The organism is Candidatus Eisenbacteria bacterium, from assembly GCA_016930695.1.
GTDB lineage: Bacteria > Orphanbacterota > Orphanbacteria > Orphanbacterales > Orphanbacteraceae > JAFGGD01.
Window position 1 is genome coordinate 139,991 of the sequence record JAFGGD010000026.1, and the last position, 20,560, is coordinate 160,550.

The window sequence follows — 20,560 nt, forward strand, 5'->3', positions numbered from 1 at the left end:
CGATTCCCCGGCGCCCGAATCGCACCCCCCGCTTTTTTTTATTCCTCGTGAAGACAAGAGGTTGCTCGGTCATCGCGACGCCCGCGCCGCACGATCCTTGCCATGACGTTCCTTCGTGCTCGTCGTGTCTGTGAAGAACCGCGGACAAAACAGGAGGTTGTCGATCATGAAGAGCCGCGCCCGATTTTCCGCAACGACGATGTTGATCGCGCTTTTCGCCTTTCTCTTCCTCTTTCTTCCGCAGATCCGTTTGGAGACGCCAGGGCAAGTTGGGGGGGGGCCTGCTATCGGGGTGATTCACGCCTATGCCGACTCGGCGGACACCCTGCATAGCCCTCCCAACCCCTGGCCGCTTCCGGACGATCCGGACGATCCGCACCCCTAAGCAAGGAGAAGGACATGCCGTCGAAGACGACAAGGTGCTTTGCAACCGGTAGGTGGTCTTGGGGGGGGAGCGGACACGTCCGCTCCTTACCCCTCGGAGGATTCAGGGACGATGCACTCGAAGCGTCGGTCCGGAACCTCCGTCGCTCCCTCGATTGCCGCGCGAACGTACTCATCACCGGAGACGTGGCGGCGGCGCGCGGTTTTTTCCGCGCCCGGCTCTCCTCGTCGCTTCGGGAAATCGGATGGCGGGATCTCAACAGAGAAGGACCGGCCATTCTCTTCTCTTCCCGCGCGGATCCGGAAGAGACGGTCTTCTTGGACAGGATCGAGCGCCTCGACAGCTGGGTGCGCGCGGCACTTCTGGATCTGCTCGAAGCGGAGAACCACGGCGGGCAAGGGGTCGTTCCCCGGCTGATCAGCGGATGCTATCGGGAATCCGTTCGATCGCTCGGGGAGGCGTGTTTAGAGCGCGCCCTCTTCTATCGGTTGGGGGCGATCACCGTCCACGTTCCTTTCCGAAAGAGAGAGATTCTGCGGCGGTTTTTCGAAGACGAGGACCGAGCACTCGTCGCGCCGGGCGCGATTCGCGGTTGACGCCTGAAAATCGGGGGCGGGAGAGCGAGGGCGCGGACCCGGCGGTGCGACACGCCTGCGTAGCGCCCCGCGCCCGCCCCCTCCGGGGGGGAAGGGCGACGGGGCGGACGAAACCATACGGACACCGAGGGAGCGGGAATGGGGGACGCGGGGGACACCGGAGCGCCACGGCGCTCCTAAAGGAGAACGGACCGGTGGGACCTGACGCGAACCTTTCGAGGAGCGAGAGCGGAGCCCGGCTCGAGGAGAAGCGGGGGCGCGACACGGAGAGGGACGAGAGGCCGCCCACGGGAGAGGCCGAGCGGCTGCGAAACGAGCTGGAGGAAACCCGGCGGACCGAGCGGAGGCTGCGGCGGCACAATCACGCATGGAGGCTTCTTTACAGAAAAAAGAAGGAAGACCTTCTCCTCGTCCGCGCGAGGCTGGAAGAGCTTCGCCGGCTGAGGAACGACTTTCTCACCTCCGTCTCCCACGAGCTTCGAACGCCGCTCACGTCGATCCTCTCCTCATCGGAGTATCTCCTTAACGGAGACGAGCCGCCGCCGAAGAGCCGGCATTGCCTGGAAATGATCCGAACGGAAGGGGAGCGGCTGAACCGGATTATCGACGAGATTTTCGAGATCACCCGGCTGGGGGGCGAAGACTTGGAGTGGCGGGACGAGACGATCGACATGGGCCGGTTCGTTCGCGGGATCGTGGAGAAGGATCTGGACAAGGAGGGGGGGGACGGGGCGGCCCTTCGGGTGGAGATCGAGTCGAACGTGCCCCGGGCGCGCGCAGACGCCAAGCGATTGGAGGCCGTGCTCCGGTATCTGCTCACGAGGGTCCGGCGCGTCTTTTCGGGAGGCGGAGAGGTGAGGATCGTCGTGGGGCGCATGCTGTGGGAGCGCGGCGGAGAGTCGCGTCCGTGGGTCCGGGTGGTGATCGGGAATGAAGGGTGGGGCGCTTCGGCGGAAGGGGAATACCGGCCGGACGTCGTGTCCATGGAGGAGAGGGGGGAGGAGGGATGGGGGCTCTCCGTCTGTCGTGACGTGATCACCCACTACGGCGGCGACCTCTGGTTCGAGAAGGCGGAGGGGAGCGCCGGGCGCGTCGTCTTCACCCTGCCCGCGGTGGGGGAGCCGCTGCCGAACCGCGACCGGGCGGAAAGGGACCGGAGCTCCGGCGCCGTGGAAGGGGCCGTGCGCCCCCGCCGTTAAGAGGCGCCGCGGGCGGTTTTACCGAATCCCTCCGCGCCGCCTCCGGCCTCCCACGGGCGGTTCTCCCTCTCCTCGATTCGGTAGACCCGGGCGATCCGGTTCGGATTCCGCCGCGGATTCATTCGGTGAATGATTCGATCCGCCAGGCTCGGCGTGACCTTTTTCTCCAGCGCCAGCCGCTTTCCGAAGGCGCGACCGAAACGCTCCACCCGCTCGTCGATTCGATCCCCGCCGTGGAAGACGATGTAATTGGGGAAGGGGAAACGGTCCCGGTTCGCGTCGATCTCCTCCCGGAGCTTCTCCTCGCTTTTTCCGACCGGATAGTTGTATAGCGGGTGGCGAAAGTCGTCGAGATAGAAGCGCGCCGCGAGCGGCGGCGCGTCCCGATCGGACTCCCAAATCAGGCCGGCCAGGTCCCCTTTTCTCGCGATCGTCACCATCGGCTCCACGGCGCTCTTCTTGGAGAAAGTGAAGGTGAGCGTCAGGAGAAGGGCCAGGTTGAGCGTCCAAAACCACGCGGTGAGGCTTGTGCGGAGCGGGTGGAGCCGCCCGCGAAGGCCGAACCGCTCTTCGATGGCGTCCCAACCGGCGGCGCCGAGCAGGAGGAGGAAGGGGAGCGCCGGGAGGATGAAGCGCTCCTGCTTGCTCGGGAATAAGGAGTGGAAGAAAAGGAAGAGGAAGACCGGCCAGAAGAGGAGCGAAGAACGCCGCCACATCCGGAGAAAACCGGCGACGAGGAGCGCGCTCACCGGCGGAATCAGCGCGGCGAGCACGAGGAGGATGTACCGGTACCAGGGACCGACGATGTAGTCGTGCCGGTGCGCGAGGTTGTACGCGATGTACATGTGAAGCGAAGCGAAGGGGTATCCCCAGGCGATGTGATCGATCAGACCGGTCGTGATTCCGACCGCGCCGATCGCGCCGGCGGCGTAGCCGAGAAAGAGGCGCCCCTCGCGGCGCAGAGCGAGAACGAGCCCCACCGGCCCGGCGATGAGCGCCGTCTGATAACGGATCGTGAAGGCGAGGCCGAACCACAGGCCCGCCGCGATTCCGTTTCGCAGGGGGCGCTCTTCCCGGCCGGTGAGTAGGCGGTCGAATCCGACGAGGAGCGCCGGAACGCACGCGAATTCGATCAGGTTGCGCACGGACATGAAGGGCATCAGCCAGAAGAGAGCGAGGAGGATTCCGGCGCGGCGGGCGACGGCGGGCCCGGCGATCCGTAACGCGATCCTATATCCATAAAGCATAGCGAGCATGGACCAGGCGGCGTGCAGCAGCCGGACCACCAACATCTTCGCTTGGGGATCGTCGATCCGGGCCGCCTCGAGGCCGCGAAAGAGAAGATAGTGAAGGCCCGGATAGACGAGGTTGCGATTCATCGGTTCGCCCAGATCGAACCAGTTTCCGCCGGGCGTGCGGTCCACCCAACGCTGGGCGATCTCGATCACCTGGAAATGGTCGTCCGACATGGCGTAGCCGGCGGAGAAAATCGCCGCCGCGAGCCGGAAGAGGGCGGCGGCGGCGAGGATCACGAGGAGCGGTCTTTTGTTCCAGAGCGCGCGCAATCGTTTCATCATCGGACGATCCTATCGCAGAGGAGCGCGCCCCTCAAGCGGGGAGGGTGGGGAGAGAAAGAAAGCGCCCCGGAGGCGGGTTCCCCCCGGGGCGCGTCGTTCGCGCGGATCGCGGGCGCCGATCAACCGCCGCGGATGAGTGCGATCAGGATCGGCAGAAGGATCAGGAAGATCCCCATCAGGCTCTCGCCGGCGATCACCCCCGAGGCGACCGGGAAGGTGTAGAGCGCGTCCCGCTTCGGCCATTTTTTCTTCACGATGTAAGCGACCACGCCGCCGAGGAACATCGAGAACCCGTAGTAAAAATGGAAGGTGAAGGCGAGGCCGAGCCCCATCGGCGAGGGGATCCACATATGGTGTTTCGAGGGGACGAGCCGGGTGAGCACCACGAGCAGGATCCCGAGGAGGCCGCCGATGACGAGCGCCGCCTGGGCGGTCGGGTGGAGCGCCCCGAGTCCCTGGGAGAGAAGGCGCGCCACCGAGGACCAGACCATGGCGGCCGGCGCGGGCCACTGGTCCGTGCCGAGAGCGGAGGCCTGCGGCACGAGCAGGTAGAACACGGGGACCGTTACCGCCGTGCCGATGAAGATCCCGGCGAACTGCGCGAGGAACTGTTTCCTCGGGTTGGCGCCGAGCACGTAGCCGCTCTTCAGGTCGATCAGCAGGTCCGAGGCGCTGTCCGCCACGCCGGCGGTGATGCAGGCCGCCATCAGGTTGATGTTCATCGTCTGCTGCGGCGCGTTGATGCGGAGCGATTTGGGGGTGATGGCGCCGTACATCAGCTGCGTCACTTTCCCCATGGCGCCCACGGGAGTCGTGTCCGTCTCGCCGGCGACCCGGCAGGCGACGAGGGCGAGGAAGAAGGAGAGAACGATCGCCAGGATCCCCATCCAGACCGGCATGCCGAAAACGAGGTAGGCGACGATGACGACGCCGATCCCGCCGACGAGCCCTCCGCCGGCGAACCAGGAGGAGGGAACCTCGATCTTCTCCATCGCCTCCTCTTCCTCGGTGAGCGCTTTGCGGCTCGACCGGGGCTTGAAGATGGCGGTGATGCCGCTGAGGGCGCGGCCGACGGCGCGCCACTGGAAGGCGAAGGCCAGAAGCCCGCTGGTCACCATGCAGGAAGCGCCCCCCCAGAGGGACCAGGAGACCATGGTGCGATAGTTCAGCGCCTCGATGACCCCCAGGTTGTGCATCCAGGGAACGAGAACGGCCCAGCAGAGAACGGAGCCGATCATGACGCTCGTCGCCACGCGGATTCCCATCAGTGCGCCGCCCGCCACCAGCAGGAGGCTTCCCTCCATGCCGACGGTGTACTGGAAGGCGCGCTCGCCGAAGATCGGGTAGGCGTAGCGGATCAGAACGAACTCCCGGGTCATCACGCCGATCTCCCGGAACATCTCGAAGCCCTCGCGGAGGAAGGCGACCGTCGCGCCGATCCCGCCGGCGATGAAAAGGGAGCGCGCGCTCTTTTCCCCCTCCTCGGCGCTCGTCACCGTCCCCTCCACGTCCGCGAGTTCCTCGAGCGCCGCTTCTTCCGCCGATTTCTTGGGGGCCCCCTCCTTTTCGGCGGGGGTCTCCTCCGCGGACTCCAACAGGGGACCCTCCAGCGCCGGCTTGTGGTCGATGTCGCTGTGGAGGCTGCGAAGGGTCATGGCGGCCGCGATCCCCGAGGGGAAGCGGAGGCGCTCGACGTTGATCATCTGCCGCTTCATCGGGATGGCGAGGGTGACGCCGAGCACGGCGAGGAAGAAGATCCACGCCGTCAACCAGCCGTAGGGAATGTGCTCCCCCGTCACCAGAAGGTAGGCGGCGATCGCCGAGACGAGCGTGCCGCCGGTGGAGTAACCCGCCGACGACGCGGTGGACTGCATGGCGTTGTTCTCGAGCACCGACATGTCCGATTTCACGATCCCCAGCTTGCGGAAGGTCTTCCAGATCGCGAAGCTGAGCACGCAGGCGGTGATCGCCACGCCGAATCCCCAACCGGTTTTCAGGCCGATGTACAGGTTGGTGAGGGAGAGGACGGCGCCGAGGCAACCGCCCATAATGACCGCCCGCCATGTGAGCTGGGGCATGTCGCCCCGGTAGTGATCACGGAACCACTGTCGTTCCAGCTCCTCCGGCGACGGTCGATGTGTCTGGGATGAGGCCATGACCGGTTCCTTTCTCGGGTGCGTGTGTACGGGTGCGCGAGACACGAGCATAACGCGGCGCTCCGCCGGTGGCAATCACCGGGACCGCCGCCGATTCCGGTTGGACCGTCCGCCCGGAAAGGGGAAAATAGGCCTGTGGATCGATCGGGCCGATCCCGGCCCGAGCCCGGAGAGGAGGGACTCATGAACGGCGCTCCCCGCAGCAGGGGAATCGGTTGGTTTTCGCGGAGCCGGTGGCGCGCGGCGCTCGCGGCGGCGCTTCTGATCGTCCTCGCCGGCGTGGTCTGGTTCGGCGCGCGTTCCGGCCGGAACGGACTCCCCCGCACGCTTACCCTCTACTGTTTTAGCGGCATGCAGGACGTGATGGAGGAAGGGGTCCTTCCCGCGTTCCGCGCGTTCTGGCTGGAGAGAACCGGAGAACGTGTGGAGTTCATCACCACCTTCGCCGGTTCGGGAACGATCTCGGACAGGATCGTGGAGCGTTTTCCCGCCGAGGTGGCGATCCTCTCCTCCGAGATGGACGCGTTCCGCCTGGCGGAAAGGGGTGTGGTCGCCGGGCCGACCTGGCGCCGGCAGCCCCGGGGAGGCGTGCTCGGCCGCTCGCCGATGGTGATTCTGGTGCGCCCCGGCAACCCGTCGGGTATCGCCGGATTCGCGGATCTCGCCCGTCCGGGGCTCGCCCTCGTGCAGCCCGATCCGCTCACCTCCGGCGCCGGGGAGTGGGGGCTCCTCTCCGTTTGGACGGCCGCGAATGGGGCTGGGGAGGAGGCGGTCGACCTCTTTCGCGGCGTCCGAAGGAACACCGCCGCCGTCGCCCCGAGCGCGCGCGAGGCGCGGGCGATCTTTCTACGCGGCGAGGGGGACGCGCTGATCACCTATGAATCCGAGGCGATCGCCCTCTCGAACCGCCTCGGTTCGGACGCGGTGGTCCGCCCCGTCCCGACCGTCGTCGCCGAGGCGGTGGTGATCGCCATCGACAAGAACGTCGCCGCTCCGCAGCGCTCGCTAGTGGATGGCTTTCTCGGTTTCCTGTGGGGCGAAGAGGCGCAGTCGATCCTGGCCGCCGGGGGCTTCCGCGCCGCGGACGACGCCGTGAACGCCCGGTTCCCCGCCCTTCCTCCCGTCGAGGGCGCGGTCACGCTGGCCGATCTGGGAGGGGCGGCGACCGTGAGAGAAAGGATCCTGGGAGAGGCTTGGGAGAGGAGCGCTTCGCCGGGGGGCCGTTGATCGGGGCGCCGGAGGGCGCGCGCTCACAAAAAGAAAGGGAGCCCCGATCGAGGGCCCCCTTTTCCATTCCGTCGAATCGCTCGAGCGCCGGCGGTTTCCTCTATTCGTCGGCCTTCTTGCGGGCCGTCTCTTTCAGTTTCTCGTTCGCCATGATCGCCACCTCGACGCGGCGGTTCTGCTGTTTCCCTTCGGACGTCTCGTTGGAGGCGACCGGTTGGGTCTCGCCGTAACCGATGGTGGTCATCCGGGCGCTCTTCACGCCGTTCTGCAGAAGGTACGCCTTGACCGAATTGGCGCGCCTCTCGGACAGGGTCTGGTTGTGCTCCTCCGAGCCGTCCGAATCGGTGTGCCCCTCGATCAGGATGTCGGTGTCCGGGTACTTGGCGAGAATGGCGCCCAGGCTGGTGATGTTTTCTTGGGCCACCGGACGCAGGTCCGATTTGTTCACGTCAAAAAGGATGCCCGAATCGAAGGTGATTTTGATCCCCTCGCCGACGCGTTCGACCCGAGCGCCTTCGAGGTCCCGCTCCATCTCCTCCGCCTGGTCGTCCATGTAATCGCCGATGAAGGCGCCCGCGGCGCCGCCGACCGCCGCGCCGATGATCGCGCCCGCGGCGGTGTTCCCGGTCCGGTGGCCGATCGCGGTGCCGAGCAGCCCGCCGGTGGTCCCGCCGATGATCGCCCCCTTCTGAGTCTGCGTGCACGCCACGGCCAGCAGAAGCGCCCCGACCAGTCCGAAGACAAAGATCCGCTTGCTCATATCCGCTCCCTCCCGCTGAGTGTTCGTGGATTGAAGATAATGCGGTTTTCTACGCATGGGAAGGGAATTCGGGGGGAACGTTTTCGGGTTTTTTTCGGAGGGGAGATTCCCCTCCGGTACCGGATTCTCTTTTCGCGAACGAAGTGGGTGAATAGGTGTTCGGCACCGACAAGTGGATACGTAATGACGCCTCCCGCATATGGTATCCCTGTTTTCCGGTGCAGACTCGCCATTTCTTGCGCAGGGAGACGGCAGAGCCTAAAATGAACGGGAAGAGAGCGGATCGACCCGACAAAGAAGGGGCCGGCTTGGAGAATTCTCCTTCCATCGTATGGTTCCGGAGGGATCTGCGGGTTCGCGACAACCGGGCGCTCGCAGCCGCCGCGGCGCGGGGCGGTACGGTCCTGCCCGTCTTCATCTGGGCGCCCGAGGAAGAGGGGAAGTGGGCGCCGGGCGAGGCCTCCCGCTGGTGGCTCCACCACTCCCTCGAATCGCTCGGCCGCTCCCTCCGTTCCCTCGGCGCGCCCCTCGTCCTCCGGCGCGGTCCTTCCCGCGAGGCGCTCCTCGATCTCGCCGGCGAAACCGGCGCCGGCGCGGTCTATTGGAACCGTCTCTACGATCCGGGGCCGGCGAAGCGCGACCGGAGCATCGCCCGCTCTCTCACCGCCGCGGGGATCCTTGCCGAGGGCTTTCCCGGCGCGCTCCTCTTCGAGCCGGAGGATGTTCGATCCGGCTCGGGCGGGCCCTACCGGGTCTTCACCCCATTCTGGAACCGCCTTCTCTCCCTGCCGGAGCGCGGCGCCGGTCCGGATGCTCCGAATCGCATGATCGCTTCCGAGAAAAAACCACGCTCTCTTCCTCTTGCGGACCTCGGCCTCCTCCCGCGCGTCGATTGGGCGGCGGGGCTCCGGGAAGCGTGGACGCCGGGAGAAGAGGGCGCCGTCGCCCGGCTCGATCGTTTTCTCCGCGAAGGGATCGGCGGCTACGACGCCGAGAGGAACCGCCCCGACCGGGAGGGAACCTCACGGCTCTCGCCGCACCTCTGTTGGGGAGAGATCGCGCCGTCGCGGGCGTGGAGCGAAGCGCGCCGCCGGGCGTCGCGCCTCCGGAGCGAGAAGACGCGCGCCTCCGCCCTCGCCTGGCTCCGCCAGCTCGCATGGCGCGAGTTCGCCGCCCACCTGCTCCACCACTATCCGAGCACGGTCGAGCACCCCCTCCGGGAGGAGTTCCGGCGATTCCCATGGCGGCGGAGCCGGAAGGACCTCGAAGCGTGGCGGGAAGGAAGGACCGGATACCCGATCGTCGACGCCGGAATGCGCCAACTGCGGGCGACCGGATGGATGCACAACCGTGTCCGCATGATCGCGGGCAGTTTTCTTGTAAAGGATCTGCGTCTCCACTGGCTCGAGGGGGCGCGCTGGTTCTGGGATACGTTGGTCGACGCGGATCTGGCGAACAACACGCTCGGCTGGCAGTGGGTCGCCGGTTGCGGGGCGGACGCGGCCCCGTATTTCCGTGTTTTTAACCCGGTCGCCCAGGGGGAGCGGTACGATCCCGAAGGGGCGTACGTGAAACGCCATGTCCCGGAGCTGGCCGGACTTCCCGCGAAGTCGATCCACCGCGCCGGCGAAGCGCCCGCGGAAGCGCCGGCCGCGACCGGCCTCCAAGCGGGTCGCGATTATCCGCCGCCGATGGTCGACCATGCCCGCGCCCGCGAGGAAGCGCTTCTCGCCCTCGCCGCGATGAAGGGCGTGAAGAAGCGGAACCGGCGATGAGGGACGGGGCGCGCTTGATTTATCCGCGCGTATTCGATTATCGGGAGAAGATGCTCCGCGAGATCATCCGGGGCGAGGGGAGGAGGGATTGGTGAACGATCATCGCAAAAAGATCCCCATCGGGGTGAGTCGCTGCCTTCTCGGCGATCCGGTCCGTTTCGACGGCGGCCACAAGAGGAGCCGTTTCCTCACCGACGTGCTCGCCGAGTGGTTCCGTTTCGTGCCGGTCTGCCCGGAGGTGGAGATCGGCCTCGGCGTCCCGCGCGAATCGATCCGCCTGGTCCGGAGCGACTCGGGCCCCCGTCTCGTGGGGAGCCGGACCGGAAAAGACCGTACCGAAAAAATGAACCGTTTCACGGAAGAGAGGGCGGAGGGGCTCGCGCCGCTCCGGCTCCGCGGTTTCGTGCTGAAGAGCACCTCCCCCACCTGCGGATTCGAGCGGGTGCGTATTTACGATACGAACGGCGTGCCGACCAAGGACGCCCGCGGTTTTTGGGGCGGGCGGCTCATGGACCGCTTCCCCCTGCTGCCGATCGAGGATGAGGGGCGCCTCAACGACCCGCGAATCCGGGAGAACTTCATCGTCCGTCTTTTCACATACGACCGATGGCTCCGGCTCCGGGAAGGGACGGTCCGGCCGCGGGATCTGGTGGACTTTCACACCGCCCACAAGATGCTCGTTCTCGCCCACAGCCCGAAGGCGATGACCGAGATGGGGCGTCTCACCGCCCGGGCGGGCGCGGACCCGATGGAGGATCTGCTGGACCGATACGAGGCGGAGATGATGACCGGGCTGCGGAAGATCGCATCGCCGGGGAAACACGTGAACGTGCTCGAGCACTTCGCCGGTTTCCTCAAGAAGGGGCTCGACCGGGAATCGAAAGCCGAACTGCACGACCTGATCGGCGAGTACGGGCGGGGATGGGTCCCCCTGATCACGCCTCTCTCGCTCCTCCGGCACCACCTGAGGCGGCTCGGCCACGAGTGGGTGGAGGCGCAGGTCTATCTGCGGCCCTACCCGCGGGAGCTGGCGCTCCGGAGCACGATCTGACCGCGCCCGCCGTTCGCCCCTAAAGAGAATCCCCGGAGGCGCCGCCCCCGGGGATTCCTCTTTTTCGCCGTCGCCCAAGCGGGCGGGCCGGCCTAGAAGCCGGTGACCATGCCGATCACCCCCCGGTCCGTCTCCCGCTCCAGGTCCCGGGTGTACTCCGCGAGGAAGCGCAGATTGCGCGCAAAGAGATAGGTGACGCCCGCCGTGGCGGTCTCGTAATCGTAATCGTCCAGATCCGAATCGATCCGGTTGTAGAGCCCGGTGAAGAAGAAACGGGAGCGGTCCTCTTGGGGCGAGACGACCACCTCCACCACGATTCCCTCGGTCTCCACGTCTTCCGGGGAATCGATGAAAGTGGGATTGGTGTCTTTCCGGAGGAGGTACTGGACGGTCGCTCCCACCGGCCCGTATCCCCCGTTCGCGTCCGGGCCCCAATAGGTGATCTCGTTCTCCTCGCCGCCCACGGTCCGTTCCTTGCCGTAGTAAATAAAGCCGCCCACGGAGGCGTACTCGCCGATCCCCTGGGCGAGACGGAAGCCGTAGTTCTTGAATTTGTCGTTGTCGAACTTCAGGTTCTCGTCCGCCTCCGGCTTGCCGTTACCGTTCACCACCATGCCGACCAGGTCGGTGCCGGTCCGCTCGATGCCGTAGAGAAGCATCACCCCCCGGTCGTAGGCGAGATTGTTCATCGAGTCGCCGATCCGGGTCTTGTAGATCTGGTAATCTTCGAAGGTGAGCCGCAGCTCGCGCTTCATCAGAGGATCCGAGGTCTGGAACTGGCCGACCAGCACGTCGAGGGGGACGCCGAAGACGTCGTTGAAGTGGACGTAGGCGTCCTCGATGCCCGCCACCTCCCCCCGCTCGGACATGTAGAAGTAGAAGTAGTATCCGATGTTCCGGTAGAGCGCCCCGCCGGACATCAGCTTGATTCCCCAGGGGGACTGCAGGTCGTACTCCACGTCGCCATCTTCTAACGCGTCCTCGTACACGCCGTAGGCGTCGAAGCGGATCGCGACGGGGAAGTCTTTGTTCAGCCAGAGAAGGTCGTCGCCCGCGGTGATATAGTCGCGCTCCTTCTCCTCCTCGGGGATCATGAATCCGTTGCCGGCGAATTCGTCGCCGTACGGCTTCAGCTTGGGGAAGGGAACGTGGCAGGTGGAGCAGGAGAGCTTGTGCCGCCGCGCGAACGCGGGGATCGCGCCTGCTTCTTCGGGGAGGACGGCGGCGAGAACCGTCGCCGCCAGTGCCGCGCACCACACAATCTTCGATCGATTCATTCTTTCCGTACCTCCCTCTCCGCGCCGCGCGCGCCTCACCGCGCCGCGCGGTTCAGTCGTACACTTCGATCCACGTCTCGGCGTGATTGATCGGAACGACCGCGCTCTCGTCGGCCGGAACATTCAACAGGTCCGCCACCGGCTTCACCAGTTTTTGAAAGTTCAACTCCGCGTGGAATGTCACCCGGCCGGGGGAGAGGTCCTCGGGAATTTCCCAGGTGAAGGTCTCGATCTTGGTTTCCCGCGGGCCGATCCGGTAGTCGACGCCGAAGCTCTTCGTGTTCCACTGCATGATGGTCATCCGGCCTTGGGGATCGAAGTAGGGCATCCGGAAGATCCGGTCGCCGAACGGAACGCCGTCGCGCTGCACGCCGGGGAAGTCCGGATCGTCCAGCGGAACAGCCATGTCCTGATAGGCGAGCACGTCGGCGGCGATCGTGTACTCCTCTCCGCTGAAACCTTTCGGATCCACGGGAAGGTGCCACGTCCGTCCTTCCTCGTCTTCGGCGGTCACGTGGAGCCATACGATGCGGTCCTCCACCGAGCCGGTCGGGATCTTGTGGCCCGCCTTCCCGTTGAAGAGCTGCACCTTCACGACAGCGATCCCGTCGTAGGGGACCTCGCGTTCTTCGGGGTGCATCCGGAGTTCCACGGCGCCGGCCACCTTTCCGGGGTCGTGAGCGCCGTGGAAGAGGTGTTGCGCCACCGAGTCCGCCTCGACCATGGAGGCGCTCTTCCCCCAGGCGCGCGGCTCGTGACAGCGCTGGCAGGGAACCCCGTCGGCGCCGTAAGGACCGGCGGCCCACTCGATCTGGGTCGCCTTCACCCACGCGCCGTAGGGGCTCATCTCGTTGTGACAGGTCCCGCAGAACTCCGCCTGCCGGAGGAAGGGGTTGTACTCCGTGTCGTGATGGGGGGAGACGCGCCCCGGTTTGGGGCCGTACTTGGTGCGCCCCGGCGTCGAAATCCAATTGAAGTTAAAAGGGGTGTCGCCGGCGTAGCCGCTCACCGTGTGGCAGACGTCGCAGCTCACCGATTCGTTGGCGCGGCTGTTCTTCTCCGGGCGCGGCGGAGGGGTGTCCCCCGCCAGATAGGCGATCGGCGTGTGACAGCCGTTGCACCCCGGTTCCGCCTTCGCCGCGATCGGGTCCCTCTTGGCGTGCTCCACCGCCAGGCCGAAATACTCGATCTCGTCCCAGTGATGGGTGAATGCCTGGGCCATCATCGACTGCTCCCACTGCCGGAAGAGATCGGTGTGACAGCTGCGGCAAGCGGCCGGCTTCTCGTAATCGTCGTAACTCTTGGTGTTGTAGGCTTCTTCGCCGGAAGGACCGCCCCCCGCAGCGAAGGCGACGTGGGCGGCGAGGAGAAGAACCGGGAGGAGGGTGAAACGTTTCATCCGGACCTCCTTTTCGTAGGCCCGGTTCCCGGGATTCAGGGCGCCGGGCGGAAAACCCCTGGGGGACGGCACCATAAGAACAAAAACCGACCCCGGAATCCAGCATTTTTACACGATTTGCCTGTTTGTCCTCCGCCGCGCGCGCCGGGTCGCGGGGGATGCGTTTCCGGGGTTGACAGGAAGACGAAATGGACATATGTTCAATACGAGGTGACCGGAATGCCACGACCGATGCGAAGAAAAATCATCTCTCACGGAATCGACCGGCGCGCTTTCAAGCCGGTCGGCGTTCCCCGCACCGGGCTCGAAACCGTCTACCTCACCCTCGACGGGCTGGAGGCGATCCGCCTGGCCGACGGCGAGGGTCTTTACCAAGAAGCCGCGGCGGAGAGAATGGACGTTTCGCGCACCACATTTTCGCGGATTCTCGCGGCCGCGCGGCGCGCCGTGGCGGAAGCGCTTCTTGAAGGAAAAGCCCTCGAGATACGCGGCGGAGTCGTGGACCGCTCCCCCGCGGGACCCCATCCATGCCCGGTGCATGGAGGGGTGAGACGGACGGGGCGGGGTTGCCGTTGCGGTCCCAGAGACGGACACGGGCGGGGCATGAGGGCGGACGGAGAAAGCGAGCAATCTATGGACGAGAAACATCCCGGCGGGGACGACAAAGCCCGGCCGGACGAGGAGGAAAGTCGATGAAAATCGCAATCACGGCGATGGGCGACGGATTGGACGCCGAGGTCAGCCCCGTTTTCGGGCGGGCCCCCTATTTTCTTTATGTGGACGTCGAAAGCGGCGAGGTGGAGGCATTGGTGAATCCTTCGGTGGACGCGCCGGGAGGGGCCGGAATCCGTTCCGCCCAGATCGTCGCGGACTCGGGGGTGGGCGCGGTCGTGACCGGACGACTCGGCCCGAACGCCTCACGTGTTCTTCAGGAGACCGGGTTGGACCTTTTCCGCGCGCGTGCCGGCACGGTCCGGGAGAATCTGGACGCTTTCCGCGGCGGGACGCTCGAACGTCTCGATGACGTGGGGGAGGCGGGGTTCGGGGGGAAACCGGGCGCGATGGGCGGCGGTCGTGGCGGCGGCATGGGCGGCGGCGGCGGGAGCGGAATGGGGAGTGGTCGTGGTGGCGGCATGGGTGGTGGCGGTGGCATGGGCGGTGGTCGAGGCGGTGGTGGCGGTATGGGGGGCGGCCGTGGCGGCGGCGGCGGTCGTGGCGGCGGCGGTGGTGGTGGCGGCGGTGGTGGCCGTGGTGGTGGTGGCGGCGGCGGGCGCTGATTCATCGGAGGGACTGTGTGATGATCCTTGCCGTGGCAAGTGGAAAAGGGGGAACCGGGAAAACGACCGTCGCGATCGGTTTGGCGCGGGCCGCGGCGGCGGAGGGCCGCACCGTGCTTTTCCTGGACTGCGATGTGGAGGCGCCGAACGCGGCGCTCTTCCTCCATCCGGAGTGGGAGGAGGAAAGGCGGGTCGGCGTCCTCCTGCCCGAGGTGGACCCGGAGAAGTGCACGGGCTGCGGGCGCTGCGCCGAGGTGTGCGCCTATTCCGCCCTCGCCGTGGTGAACGGGAAGGTGCTCCTTTTCGACGATCTCTGCCACGGCTGCGGGAGCTGCATGCGGCAGTGTCCCGAGAAGGCGATCACCGAACGGCTCCATACAACCGGAAGCCTCCATGCGGGCCGGGCCGGCGCGATTCTCTTCGCCCGGGGCGTGCTCGACGTGGGGCGAGCCATGGCGCCGCCCGTGATCCGCGAACTGAAACGATGGAAGCTCGGGGGCGCGGGCGGGCCGGGACGCCTGGCGGTGCTCGACGCGCCTCCGGGCGCGTCCTGTCCGGTGGTGGAAACTCTCCGGGGCGCCGACCGCGTTCTTCTCGTCACCGAACCGACCCCCTTCGGCCTGCACGACCTGGAGCAGGCGATCGGCCTCGCCCGGGACGCCCTCGGGCTCCCCGTCGATGTCGTTCTGAACCGCGCCGACGAGGGAGATGACGCCGTGGAGCGTTTTTGCGAGAAAGAGGGGATCCCCGTGGTGCTCCGCATACCCTTCGACAGGAAGATCGCCGAGGCGTATTCGGAAGGAATCGCGCCGGACCACGCGGTGCCGGAGGTCGGGCGCGCCTTTCGGGATCTCCTGCTCGTGCTCGCCGGGAGGGAGGGAGGATGATGAAGCAACTGGTCGTGCTGAGCGGCAAGGGGGGCACGGGGAAGACATCGGTCGCCGCCGCGCTCGCGGTGCTCGCCTCGCGTGAGAGGAAGATCGTCCTCGCCGACGCGGACGTGGACGCCGCCAATCTCGCCATCCTTCTCGACCCGATCGAGGAGGAGCGTGTCGACTTCGTTTCGCCCGAAACCGCGGCGATCGATCCGGAGCGGTGCGTCGCCTGCGGCCTCTGCGCCGAGGCGTGCCGCTTCGACGCGATCCCGGTCGAGGATTCCGTCTACCGGGTCGATCCACTCGGATGCGAGGGGTGCCGCGCCTGCCTCTGGGTCTGTCCCGAGGACGCGATCCGCATGGAGCGCGAACCGGCCGGCTTTCGACTCCGTTCGCGCACCCCCTACGGCCTTCTTCACCACGCCCACCTCTTTCCCGGCGCGGAGAATTCGGGAAAACTGGTGAGCGAGGTGCGGCGCGAGGCGCGGCGGAGCGCCTTGGACGGAGGCGCGGACTTCATTCTGATCGACGGGCCGCCCGGCATCGGCTGTCCGGTGATCGCGGCGAGCACCGGCGTCGATCTCGCTCTTCTCGTCGCCGAGCCGACCGTCTCGGCGATCCACGACCTGGCGCGCGTGCGCGGCGCCGCGGAACACTTCGATGTTCCCTGCGCGATCGTCGTCAACAAGTGGGATCTGAATCCGGGGAAGACCGCCGAGATCGAGCGCTTCGCCGCGCGCGACGGCTTGGAGATCTGGGGAAGGATTCCCTACGACCGGGAGGTGCCGCGCACGCTCGTGATGCGCCGTCCGATCACCGAGTGTCCCGCCGAGGGTGTGCGGAAGGCGATCGCGGAAATCTGGGAAGCGGCGCGCCGCGCCATGGATGACGCCGGCGATCCCTTTCCGACGCGCGGCTAAGCGTACCGGCCGTTCTTCGGCGCGGCGGGCGCTCGGTGGGCGGGAAAGCAGTCGCCCCAATTCGGACGGAACGGAATTTTCTAGAGGCCGAGCACGCGGGCCGCGGTTTCATACTCCTCCGGCCGCACGTGGAGGATATAGCCGAAACGCCCCGCGCCGTCCCCCACGGCGTAAGAGGAGTAAACGTTCACGCCGCCGTCGCACAGCTTGCGATGGAGTTCGCCGAGCGCTCCCATCTCGTCCTTTCCCTGGACAATGAAAGCGTTTTGCGGGCCCGTCAACACCAGGTCCACCGACCCGGCCGCCCGTGTGAGTGCTTGGGGATCCTCGGGGAAGAGAACGAGCTGCGTGCTGTCCGCGCCGAAGGGAATGGCGTGGAAGGCGCACAAATTGACCCCCTTCTCCTTGAGGCGGCAGAGAAGGTGGCACGCGCCGCACGGTTTGTCTTTGACTGTCGTATAGAAATACGCGACCCGACGAATGATCATGTCCATGTCGGTCCTCCCGCCGGGCCGGACGTCCTCCCGGCGATATAGGGCGCGGGGAGGCCGTGGAAGCCGGGCTTAGCTCCTCTAATCTTATGTCGGGGGGCGCGTCGCGTCCAAGTCATTCCGAAGAGCGGCGGGCGGCCGTCAGCACGAAAACCGCCCGCGCGGCCGCCCTCTCTTCACCGTCCTGTACGAGGATGGCGCTGGTGCGCATCAGCCGCCGTTTCCGTTCTTCCACACGGGCGGTGACGGTCAGCGCTCTCTCGGTGCTCACCGGCTTTTTGAAGGAAACGTGGATCTCGGCGGTGGCGGCCCCCTCGGCGAGGCTGCCGGTTGCGTAAGCCATCGCTTCGTCGAGCAACGTGGAGATGACGCCGCCGTGCAATACGCCGCTCCAGCCCTGGTATTCCCGTTTCGGCGTCCAGGTGAAAACGGCGCTCCCCTCTTCATCCGTCCGCACGTTCAGATGCAGCCCGATCGGATTGCGGGATCCGCAAGCAAAGCAGTAATCGTTGTCGGTGAATCGGTTCATGGTCTCTCCTCTCGGGCGAATTCTCTCCCAGTATAGAGCGGACCATGCGCGTGTTCGTAGGATATTTGGGAAGACGACAACTTTTCGCGAAGCGAAAAAGCATCGGGTGCCGAGGCCGGTTTCCGCGCCCCTACGTTGCCGGGATCGCTCCCGTGTGACACAATGAAAGAAGCGGTGGGCGCCGCCGGCGTCTTCCGCGCGCGTGGGGAGGCGATGATCGAAGCAAAGGGCACGGTATTGAACCGGCGGGAGTTCCTCCGTCTCGCCGGAATCGGGGGTGCGTGCGCCGCCGCGTCGAGTCCATTCCTGTCCGGGCGGCTCGGGCGCTTGTTGACGGGCGCGGGCGTCGCGGAGGCGGCGGGCGCGAGCCCTCTGGCGCGCAACGCTCCGGAGGCGCGCTACTACGTCTCCACCCTCGCTCCGGCGGGGGTCTGCGCTTCCTGTCACGGCGACGCCTCGGACCTCGATGTCTCCTACCGGCACACCTCCCGCGCGGTGAAGTGCTTCCTCTGCGCGAACGAGTGCGACATCCCGGACGGCGCGCGCGGGCTTTGCCGTGCACGTGAGAACGTGGGCGGCGTCCTCAAGACCCTCGTCTACGGCCGCCCCGCGGCGATCCACGTCGACCCGATCGAGAAAAAACCCTTCTATCATTTCCTCCCCGGCACGACCGCCTTTTCCATAGGCACCGCCGGATGTCCTCTCCGCTGCGAGTTTTGCCAGAACTGGGAGCTTTCCTCCGCCGCTCCCGAGGAGATCGAAGGGGAGGAGGTGACCCCCGGCGCGATCGTTCGCGCCGCCCTCCGGCGGGGAGCGCCCACCATCGCCTTCACCTACAACGAGCCGACGGTTTTTTTCGAATACCTCGCCGACATTTCCCGGGAGGGACGGAAAGAGGGGCTCCGGCACGTGCTGGTCAGCTCCGGTTACATGAACCCGGAGCCGCTCGAGGAGATGTGCGGTTTCTTGGACGCGATCAAGATCGACCTCAAAGGTTACGACGAGGAGTTTTACAGGAAGGTCTGCGGCGGCGAGCTGGGGCCGGTGCTCCGGTCGATCCGGGGGGCGGCGCGCCGCGGTGTCCATCTGGAGATCGTCAATTTGGTGGTTCCCACGCTGAACGATTCGCCGGAGCGCCTGCGCGAACTCTGCCGCTGGGTCGCCGGAGAGACGGGGCCGGACACGCCGGTCCACTTCACCCGCTTTCATCCGGATTATCGAATGCTGAATCTTCCGCCGACGCCCGTCTCCACGCTGGAGCGCGCCTGGGAGATCGCGCGCGAAGAGGGCCTTCGCTATCCCTACGTGGGGAACGTGCCGGACCACCCCGGAAACAACACCTACTGCCCCTCCTGCGGCGGGAAGGCGATCGAGAGGATCGGCTTCCACACCATCGGGGTCCGCGTGGACGAGGAGGGAAGGTGCGCCGCTTGCGGCGCGCCGATCGCCGGAGTATGGAAATGAAGAGAATTCGAAGAGCGGCCGAACGCCGCGCCGCGCGTCTCCTCGTCCCGGCGATCGCCTGCGCGCTCCTCCTCCCCGGAACGGCGGGCTGCGCGGGCGACGCCGGAAACGAGGGACCGGGCGTGCGGGAACCGGCGGTGGCGGGAAGCTTCTATCCCGAAGATCCGGATCGGCTGAGACTCGCCGTGCGCGCCTTCCTGAATGAGGCGCCGGTGAAGGAGAAGGGGACGGCGCTCGCGATCCTGGCGCCGCACGCCGGGTACATCTACTCCGGGCAGATCGCCGCGGACGCCTGGCGGCAGGCGGCGGAACTCCCCATCGAGACGGTGGTGATCCTCGGCACCAACCACACCACCGCCCCTTTTCGGGGCGCGTCGGTTTGGGGGAGCGGCGCCTACGGGACGCCGCTCGGCGACGCGCCGGTGGACGCGGAGTTCGCGGCGCGGCTCCGCGAGGAAGACGACCGTTTCGTCTTCCGCGCCGATACGCACCGGAAGGAACATTCCGTGGAGGTGCAGGTTCCCTTCGCCCAGATCCTTTTTCCCGAGGCGCGCATCGTGCCGATGGTGATCGGCGATAAGGACGCGGAGATGTGCCGCGCCCTCGGCCGCGCGATCGGCCGGATCGCCTCGCCCGGCCGCACGCTGATCGTGGCGAGCACCGACCTTTCGCACTATCCCGCCTACGACGACGCGGTCCGGTCGGACCATGCCGTGCTCCGCGCCGTCGCTTCCCTCGATCCTTCGGAGGTGAAGCGAACGATCGCCCGCGAGATGGACCGGGGCGCGGCGGATCTCTCCACCTGCGCCTGCGGCGAGGGACCGATCCTCGTCGCGATGCATGCCGCCCTCGAGATGGGCGCCGATCACGCCACGGTGGTGAGCTACGCCAACTCGGGGATGGCCGCCATCGGAAACCCCGACCGGGTAGTCGGTTACGGAGCGGTCGCCTTCTCCTCCGGAGGCGGAGGGACGGACCTTGCGGCGCTCGAATCGCCGGCTCCGGCGCGCGAGGTCGATGGGCCGCTCACCGGGGAACAGCGCGCCTGGTTGATCGACCTGGCTCGGCGGAGCGTGGAGCAATACATGCTCACCGGCACGGCGCCCCTCGCCCGTCCCGACGATCCGGCGCTTCTGGCGCGGCGCGGCGCCTTCGTCACGCTGAAGAAGCGCGGCGAGCTGCGCGGCTGCATCGGCCACATGAAGGAGGATCTCCCCCTCGCCCGAACCGTGGGGGCGATGGCCCTGCAGGCCGCCTTCAACGATCGTCGCTTCCAGCCCGTTCAATGGGAGGAGTGGCGCGACATCACCGTAGAGATCTCGGTGCTCACCCCGTTTCGCGAGATCGACGGGCCGGAGAAGATCGTGATCGGGCGCGACGGCGTGCTCCTGAAAAAGGACGGGCGCTCCGCGGTCTACCTCCCCCAGGTCGCCCCCGAACAGGGTTGGGATCGGGAGGAGACGCTCGATCATCTCTGCGCCAAGGCGGGCCTCCCCGGCGGTTGCTGGAAGAGGGGCGCCGCGCTCTACACCTTCCAGGCGGAGGTGTTCGCCGAGGAGGGGGACGCGGAGGCTTCGCGCTGACGGAGACCCCGCGCCCGGA

Annotated in this window: 19 protein-coding genes; 12 read left to right on the top strand and 7 right to left on the bottom strand. The window is 66.7% G+C overall.

The genetic code is table 11. The annotated features are described in order from the left end of the window. Positions 1-166: 166 nt before the first annotated feature. The 3 genes from JW958_04695 (at position 167) to JW958_04705 (ending at position 2,180) form a co-directional block, all read left to right on the top strand. The gene (locus JW958_04695; GenBank protein ID MBN1825544.1) at positions 167-385 is read left to right on the top strand and encodes a hypothetical protein; all 219 of its coding nucleotides are present in this window, start codon (positions 167-169) and stop codon (positions 383-385) included. Between the two features lie 14 nt (positions 386-399). Beyond that, positions 400-981 (top strand): hypothetical protein, encoded by a 582-nt coding sequence (locus tag JW958_04700; GenBank protein MBN1825545.1) that lies wholly within the window; start codon positions 400-402, stop codon positions 979-981. Between the two features lie 194 nt (positions 982-1,175). Then, on the top strand, positions 1,176-2,180 hold the full coding sequence (locus tag JW958_04705) for a hypothetical protein (GenBank protein ID MBN1825546.1): 1,005 nt from the start codon (positions 1,176-1,178) through the stop codon (positions 2,178-2,180). On the opposite strand, the gene JW958_04710 is transcribed toward JW958_04705, so the two are convergent. Continuing rightward, positions 2,177-3,757: a glycosyltransferase family 39 protein gene (locus JW958_04710; GenBank protein ID MBN1825547.1), complete on the bottom strand. Its 1,581-nt coding sequence runs from the start codon at positions 3,755-3,757 to the stop codon at positions 2,177-2,179. The genes JW958_04705 and JW958_04710 overlap by 4 nt on opposite strands. 119 nt (positions 3,758-3,876) lie before the next feature. Further along, the gene (locus JW958_04715) at positions 3,877-5,913 is read right to left on the bottom strand and encodes an OPT/YSL family transporter (protein MBN1825548.1); all 2,037 of its coding nucleotides are present in this window, start codon (positions 5,911-5,913) and stop codon (positions 3,877-3,879) included. 183 nt (positions 5,914-6,096) lie between these two features. Here JW958_04715 and JW958_04720 point away from each other — a divergent pair, with 183 nt between their 5' ends. Further along, positions 6,097-7,140, top strand: coding sequence for a substrate-binding domain-containing protein (locus JW958_04720; protein MBN1825549.1), 1,044 nt, complete (start codon positions 6,097-6,099; stop codon positions 7,138-7,140). Between the two features lie 100 nt (positions 7,141-7,240). Here JW958_04720 and JW958_04725 read toward each other — a convergent pair whose 3' ends face one another. Continuing rightward, positions 7,241-7,900, bottom strand: coding sequence for an OmpA family protein (locus JW958_04725; GenBank protein MBN1825550.1), 660 nt, complete (start codon positions 7,898-7,900; stop codon positions 7,241-7,243). A gap of 263 nt (positions 7,901-8,163) precedes the next feature. On the opposite strand from JW958_04725, the gene JW958_04730 reads away from it, so the two are divergent. Together JW958_04730 and JW958_04735 are read left to right on the top strand one after the other, a co-directional pair. Then, positions 8,164-9,675: a deoxyribodipyrimidine photo-lyase gene (locus JW958_04730; protein ID MBN1825551.1), complete on the top strand. Its 1,512-nt coding sequence runs from the start codon at positions 8,164-8,166 to the stop codon at positions 9,673-9,675. 91 nt (positions 9,676-9,766) lie between these two features. Then, positions 9,767-10,726, top strand: coding sequence for a DUF523 and DUF1722 domain-containing protein (locus tag JW958_04735; GenBank protein MBN1825552.1), 960 nt, complete (start codon positions 9,767-9,769; stop codon positions 10,724-10,726). A gap of 92 nt (positions 10,727-10,818) precedes the next feature. On the opposite strand, the gene JW958_04740 is transcribed toward JW958_04735, so the two are convergent. Beyond that, positions 10,819-12,003, bottom strand: coding sequence for a hypothetical protein (locus JW958_04740; GenBank protein MBN1825553.1), 1,185 nt, complete (start codon positions 12,001-12,003; stop codon positions 10,819-10,821). 52 nt (positions 12,004-12,055) lie between these two features. Next, complete coding sequence (locus tag JW958_04745; protein MBN1825554.1) at positions 12,056-13,402, bottom strand: hypothetical protein; 1,347 nt, start codon at positions 13,400-13,402, stop codon at positions 12,056-12,058. A 231-nt stretch (positions 13,403-13,633) separates the two neighbouring features. Between JW958_04745 and JW958_04750 the strand changes: the two genes are divergently transcribed. Genes JW958_04750 through JW958_04765 form a run of 4 tightly spaced genes read left to right on the top strand, consistent with a single transcriptional unit; the run spans position 13,634 to position 16,474 of the window. Then, positions 13,634-14,098 carry a DUF134 domain-containing protein gene (locus JW958_04750; GenBank protein ID MBN1825555.1) on the top strand — a complete coding sequence of 155 codons (465 nt, stop codon included), beginning with the start codon at positions 13,634-13,636 and terminating at the stop codon, positions 14,096-14,098. Then, positions 14,095-14,679: a NifB/NifX family molybdenum-iron cluster-binding protein gene (locus JW958_04755; GenBank protein ID MBN1825556.1), complete on the top strand. Its 585-nt coding sequence runs from the start codon at positions 14,095-14,097 to the stop codon at positions 14,677-14,679. The genes JW958_04750 and JW958_04755 overlap by 4 nt, the downstream gene beginning before the upstream one ends. A gap of 20 nt (positions 14,680-14,699) precedes the next feature. Beyond that, entirely contained in the window at positions 14,700-15,566 is an 867-nt protein-coding gene (locus JW958_04760) for an ATP-binding protein (protein ID MBN1825557.1), read from the top strand. Then, entirely contained in the window at positions 15,563-16,474 is a 912-nt protein-coding gene (locus JW958_04765) for an ATP-binding protein (protein ID MBN1825558.1), read from the top strand. Before JW958_04760 ends, JW958_04765 begins: the two co-directional genes overlap by 4 nt. Positions 16,475-16,554: 80 nt before the next feature. Here JW958_04765 and JW958_04770 read toward each other — a convergent pair whose 3' ends face one another. Together JW958_04770 and JW958_04775 are read right to left on the bottom strand one after the other, a co-directional pair. After that, positions 16,555-16,968, bottom strand: coding sequence for a hypothetical protein (locus tag JW958_04770; protein ID MBN1825559.1), 414 nt, complete (start codon positions 16,966-16,968; stop codon positions 16,555-16,557). A gap of 112 nt (positions 16,969-17,080) precedes the next feature. Beyond that, positions 17,081-17,494, bottom strand: a complete 414-nt coding sequence (locus JW958_04775) for a PaaI family thioesterase (protein MBN1825560.1) — start codon at positions 17,492-17,494, stop codon at positions 17,081-17,083. A 213-nt stretch (positions 17,495-17,707) separates the two neighbouring features. Between JW958_04775 and amrS the strand changes: the two genes are divergently transcribed. Together amrS and amrB are read left to right on the top strand one after the other, a co-directional pair. After that, a complete protein-coding gene (gene amrS, locus JW958_04780; protein MBN1825561.1) occupies positions 17,708-18,958 on the top strand; it encodes an AmmeMemoRadiSam system radical SAM enzyme in 1,251 nt (416 codons plus the stop codon). After that, on the top strand, positions 18,955-20,541 hold the full coding sequence (gene amrB / locus JW958_04785) for an AmmeMemoRadiSam system protein B (GenBank protein ID MBN1825562.1): 1,587 nt from the start codon (positions 18,955-18,957) through the stop codon (positions 20,539-20,541). Before amrS ends, amrB begins: the two co-directional genes overlap by 4 nt. The last annotated feature ends 19 nt before the right edge of the window (positions 20,542-20,560 follow it).

Bases quoted from the DNA above. Each gene is read 5' to 3' on its own strand.
- JW958_04695 (MBN1825544.1), top strand. From the start codon at position 167: ATGAAGAGCCGCGCCCGATTTTCCGCAACGACGATGTTGATCGCGCTT.
- JW958_04700 (MBN1825545.1), top strand. From the start codon at position 400: ATGCCGTCGAAGACGACAAGGTGCTTTGCAACCGGTAGGTGGTCTTGG.
- JW958_04710 (MBN1825547.1), bottom strand. From the start codon at position 3,757: ATGATGAAACGATTGCGCGCGCTCTGGAACAAAAGACCGCTCCTCGTG.
- JW958_04715 (MBN1825548.1), bottom strand. From the start codon at position 5,913: ATGGCCTCATCCCAGACACATCGACCGTCGCCGGAGGAGCTGGAACGA.
- JW958_04720 (MBN1825549.1), top strand. From the start codon at position 6,097: ATGAACGGCGCTCCCCGCAGCAGGGGAATCGGTTGGTTTTCGCGGAGC.
- JW958_04725 (MBN1825550.1), bottom strand. From the start codon at position 7,900: ATGAGCAAGCGGATCTTTGTCTTCGGACTGGTCGGGGCGCTTCTGCTG.
- JW958_04730 (MBN1825551.1), top strand. From the start codon at position 8,164: ATGAACGGGAAGAGAGCGGATCGACCCGACAAAGAAGGGGCCGGCTTG.
- JW958_04740 (MBN1825553.1), bottom strand. From the start codon at position 12,003: ATGAATCGATCGAAGATTGTGTGGTGCGCGGCACTGGCGGCGACGGTT.
- JW958_04745 (MBN1825554.1), bottom strand. From the start codon at position 13,402: ATGAAACGTTTCACCCTCCTCCCGGTTCTTCTCCTCGCCGCCCACGTC.
- JW958_04750 (MBN1825555.1), top strand. From the start codon at position 13,634: ATGCGAAGAAAAATCATCTCTCACGGAATCGACCGGCGCGCTTTCAAG.
- JW958_04755 (MBN1825556.1), top strand. From the start codon at position 14,095: ATGAAAATCGCAATCACGGCGATGGGCGACGGATTGGACGCCGAGGTC.
- JW958_04760 (MBN1825557.1), top strand. From the start codon at position 14,700: ATGATCCTTGCCGTGGCAAGTGGAAAAGGGGGAACCGGGAAAACGACC.
- JW958_04765 (MBN1825558.1), top strand. From the start codon at position 15,563: ATGATGAAGCAACTGGTCGTGCTGAGCGGCAAGGGGGGCACGGGGAAG.
- JW958_04770 (MBN1825559.1), bottom strand. From the start codon at position 16,968: ATGGACATGATCATTCGTCGGGTCGCGTATTTCTATACGACAGTCAAA.
- JW958_04775 (MBN1825560.1), bottom strand. From the start codon at position 17,494: ATGAACCGATTCACCGACAACGATTACTGCTTTGCTTGCGGATCCCGC.
- amrS (MBN1825561.1), top strand. From the start codon at position 17,708: ATGATCGAAGCAAAGGGCACGGTATTGAACCGGCGGGAGTTCCTCCGT.
- amrB (MBN1825562.1), top strand. From the start codon at position 18,955: ATGAAGAGAATTCGAAGAGCGGCCGAACGCCGCGCCGCGCGTCTCCTC.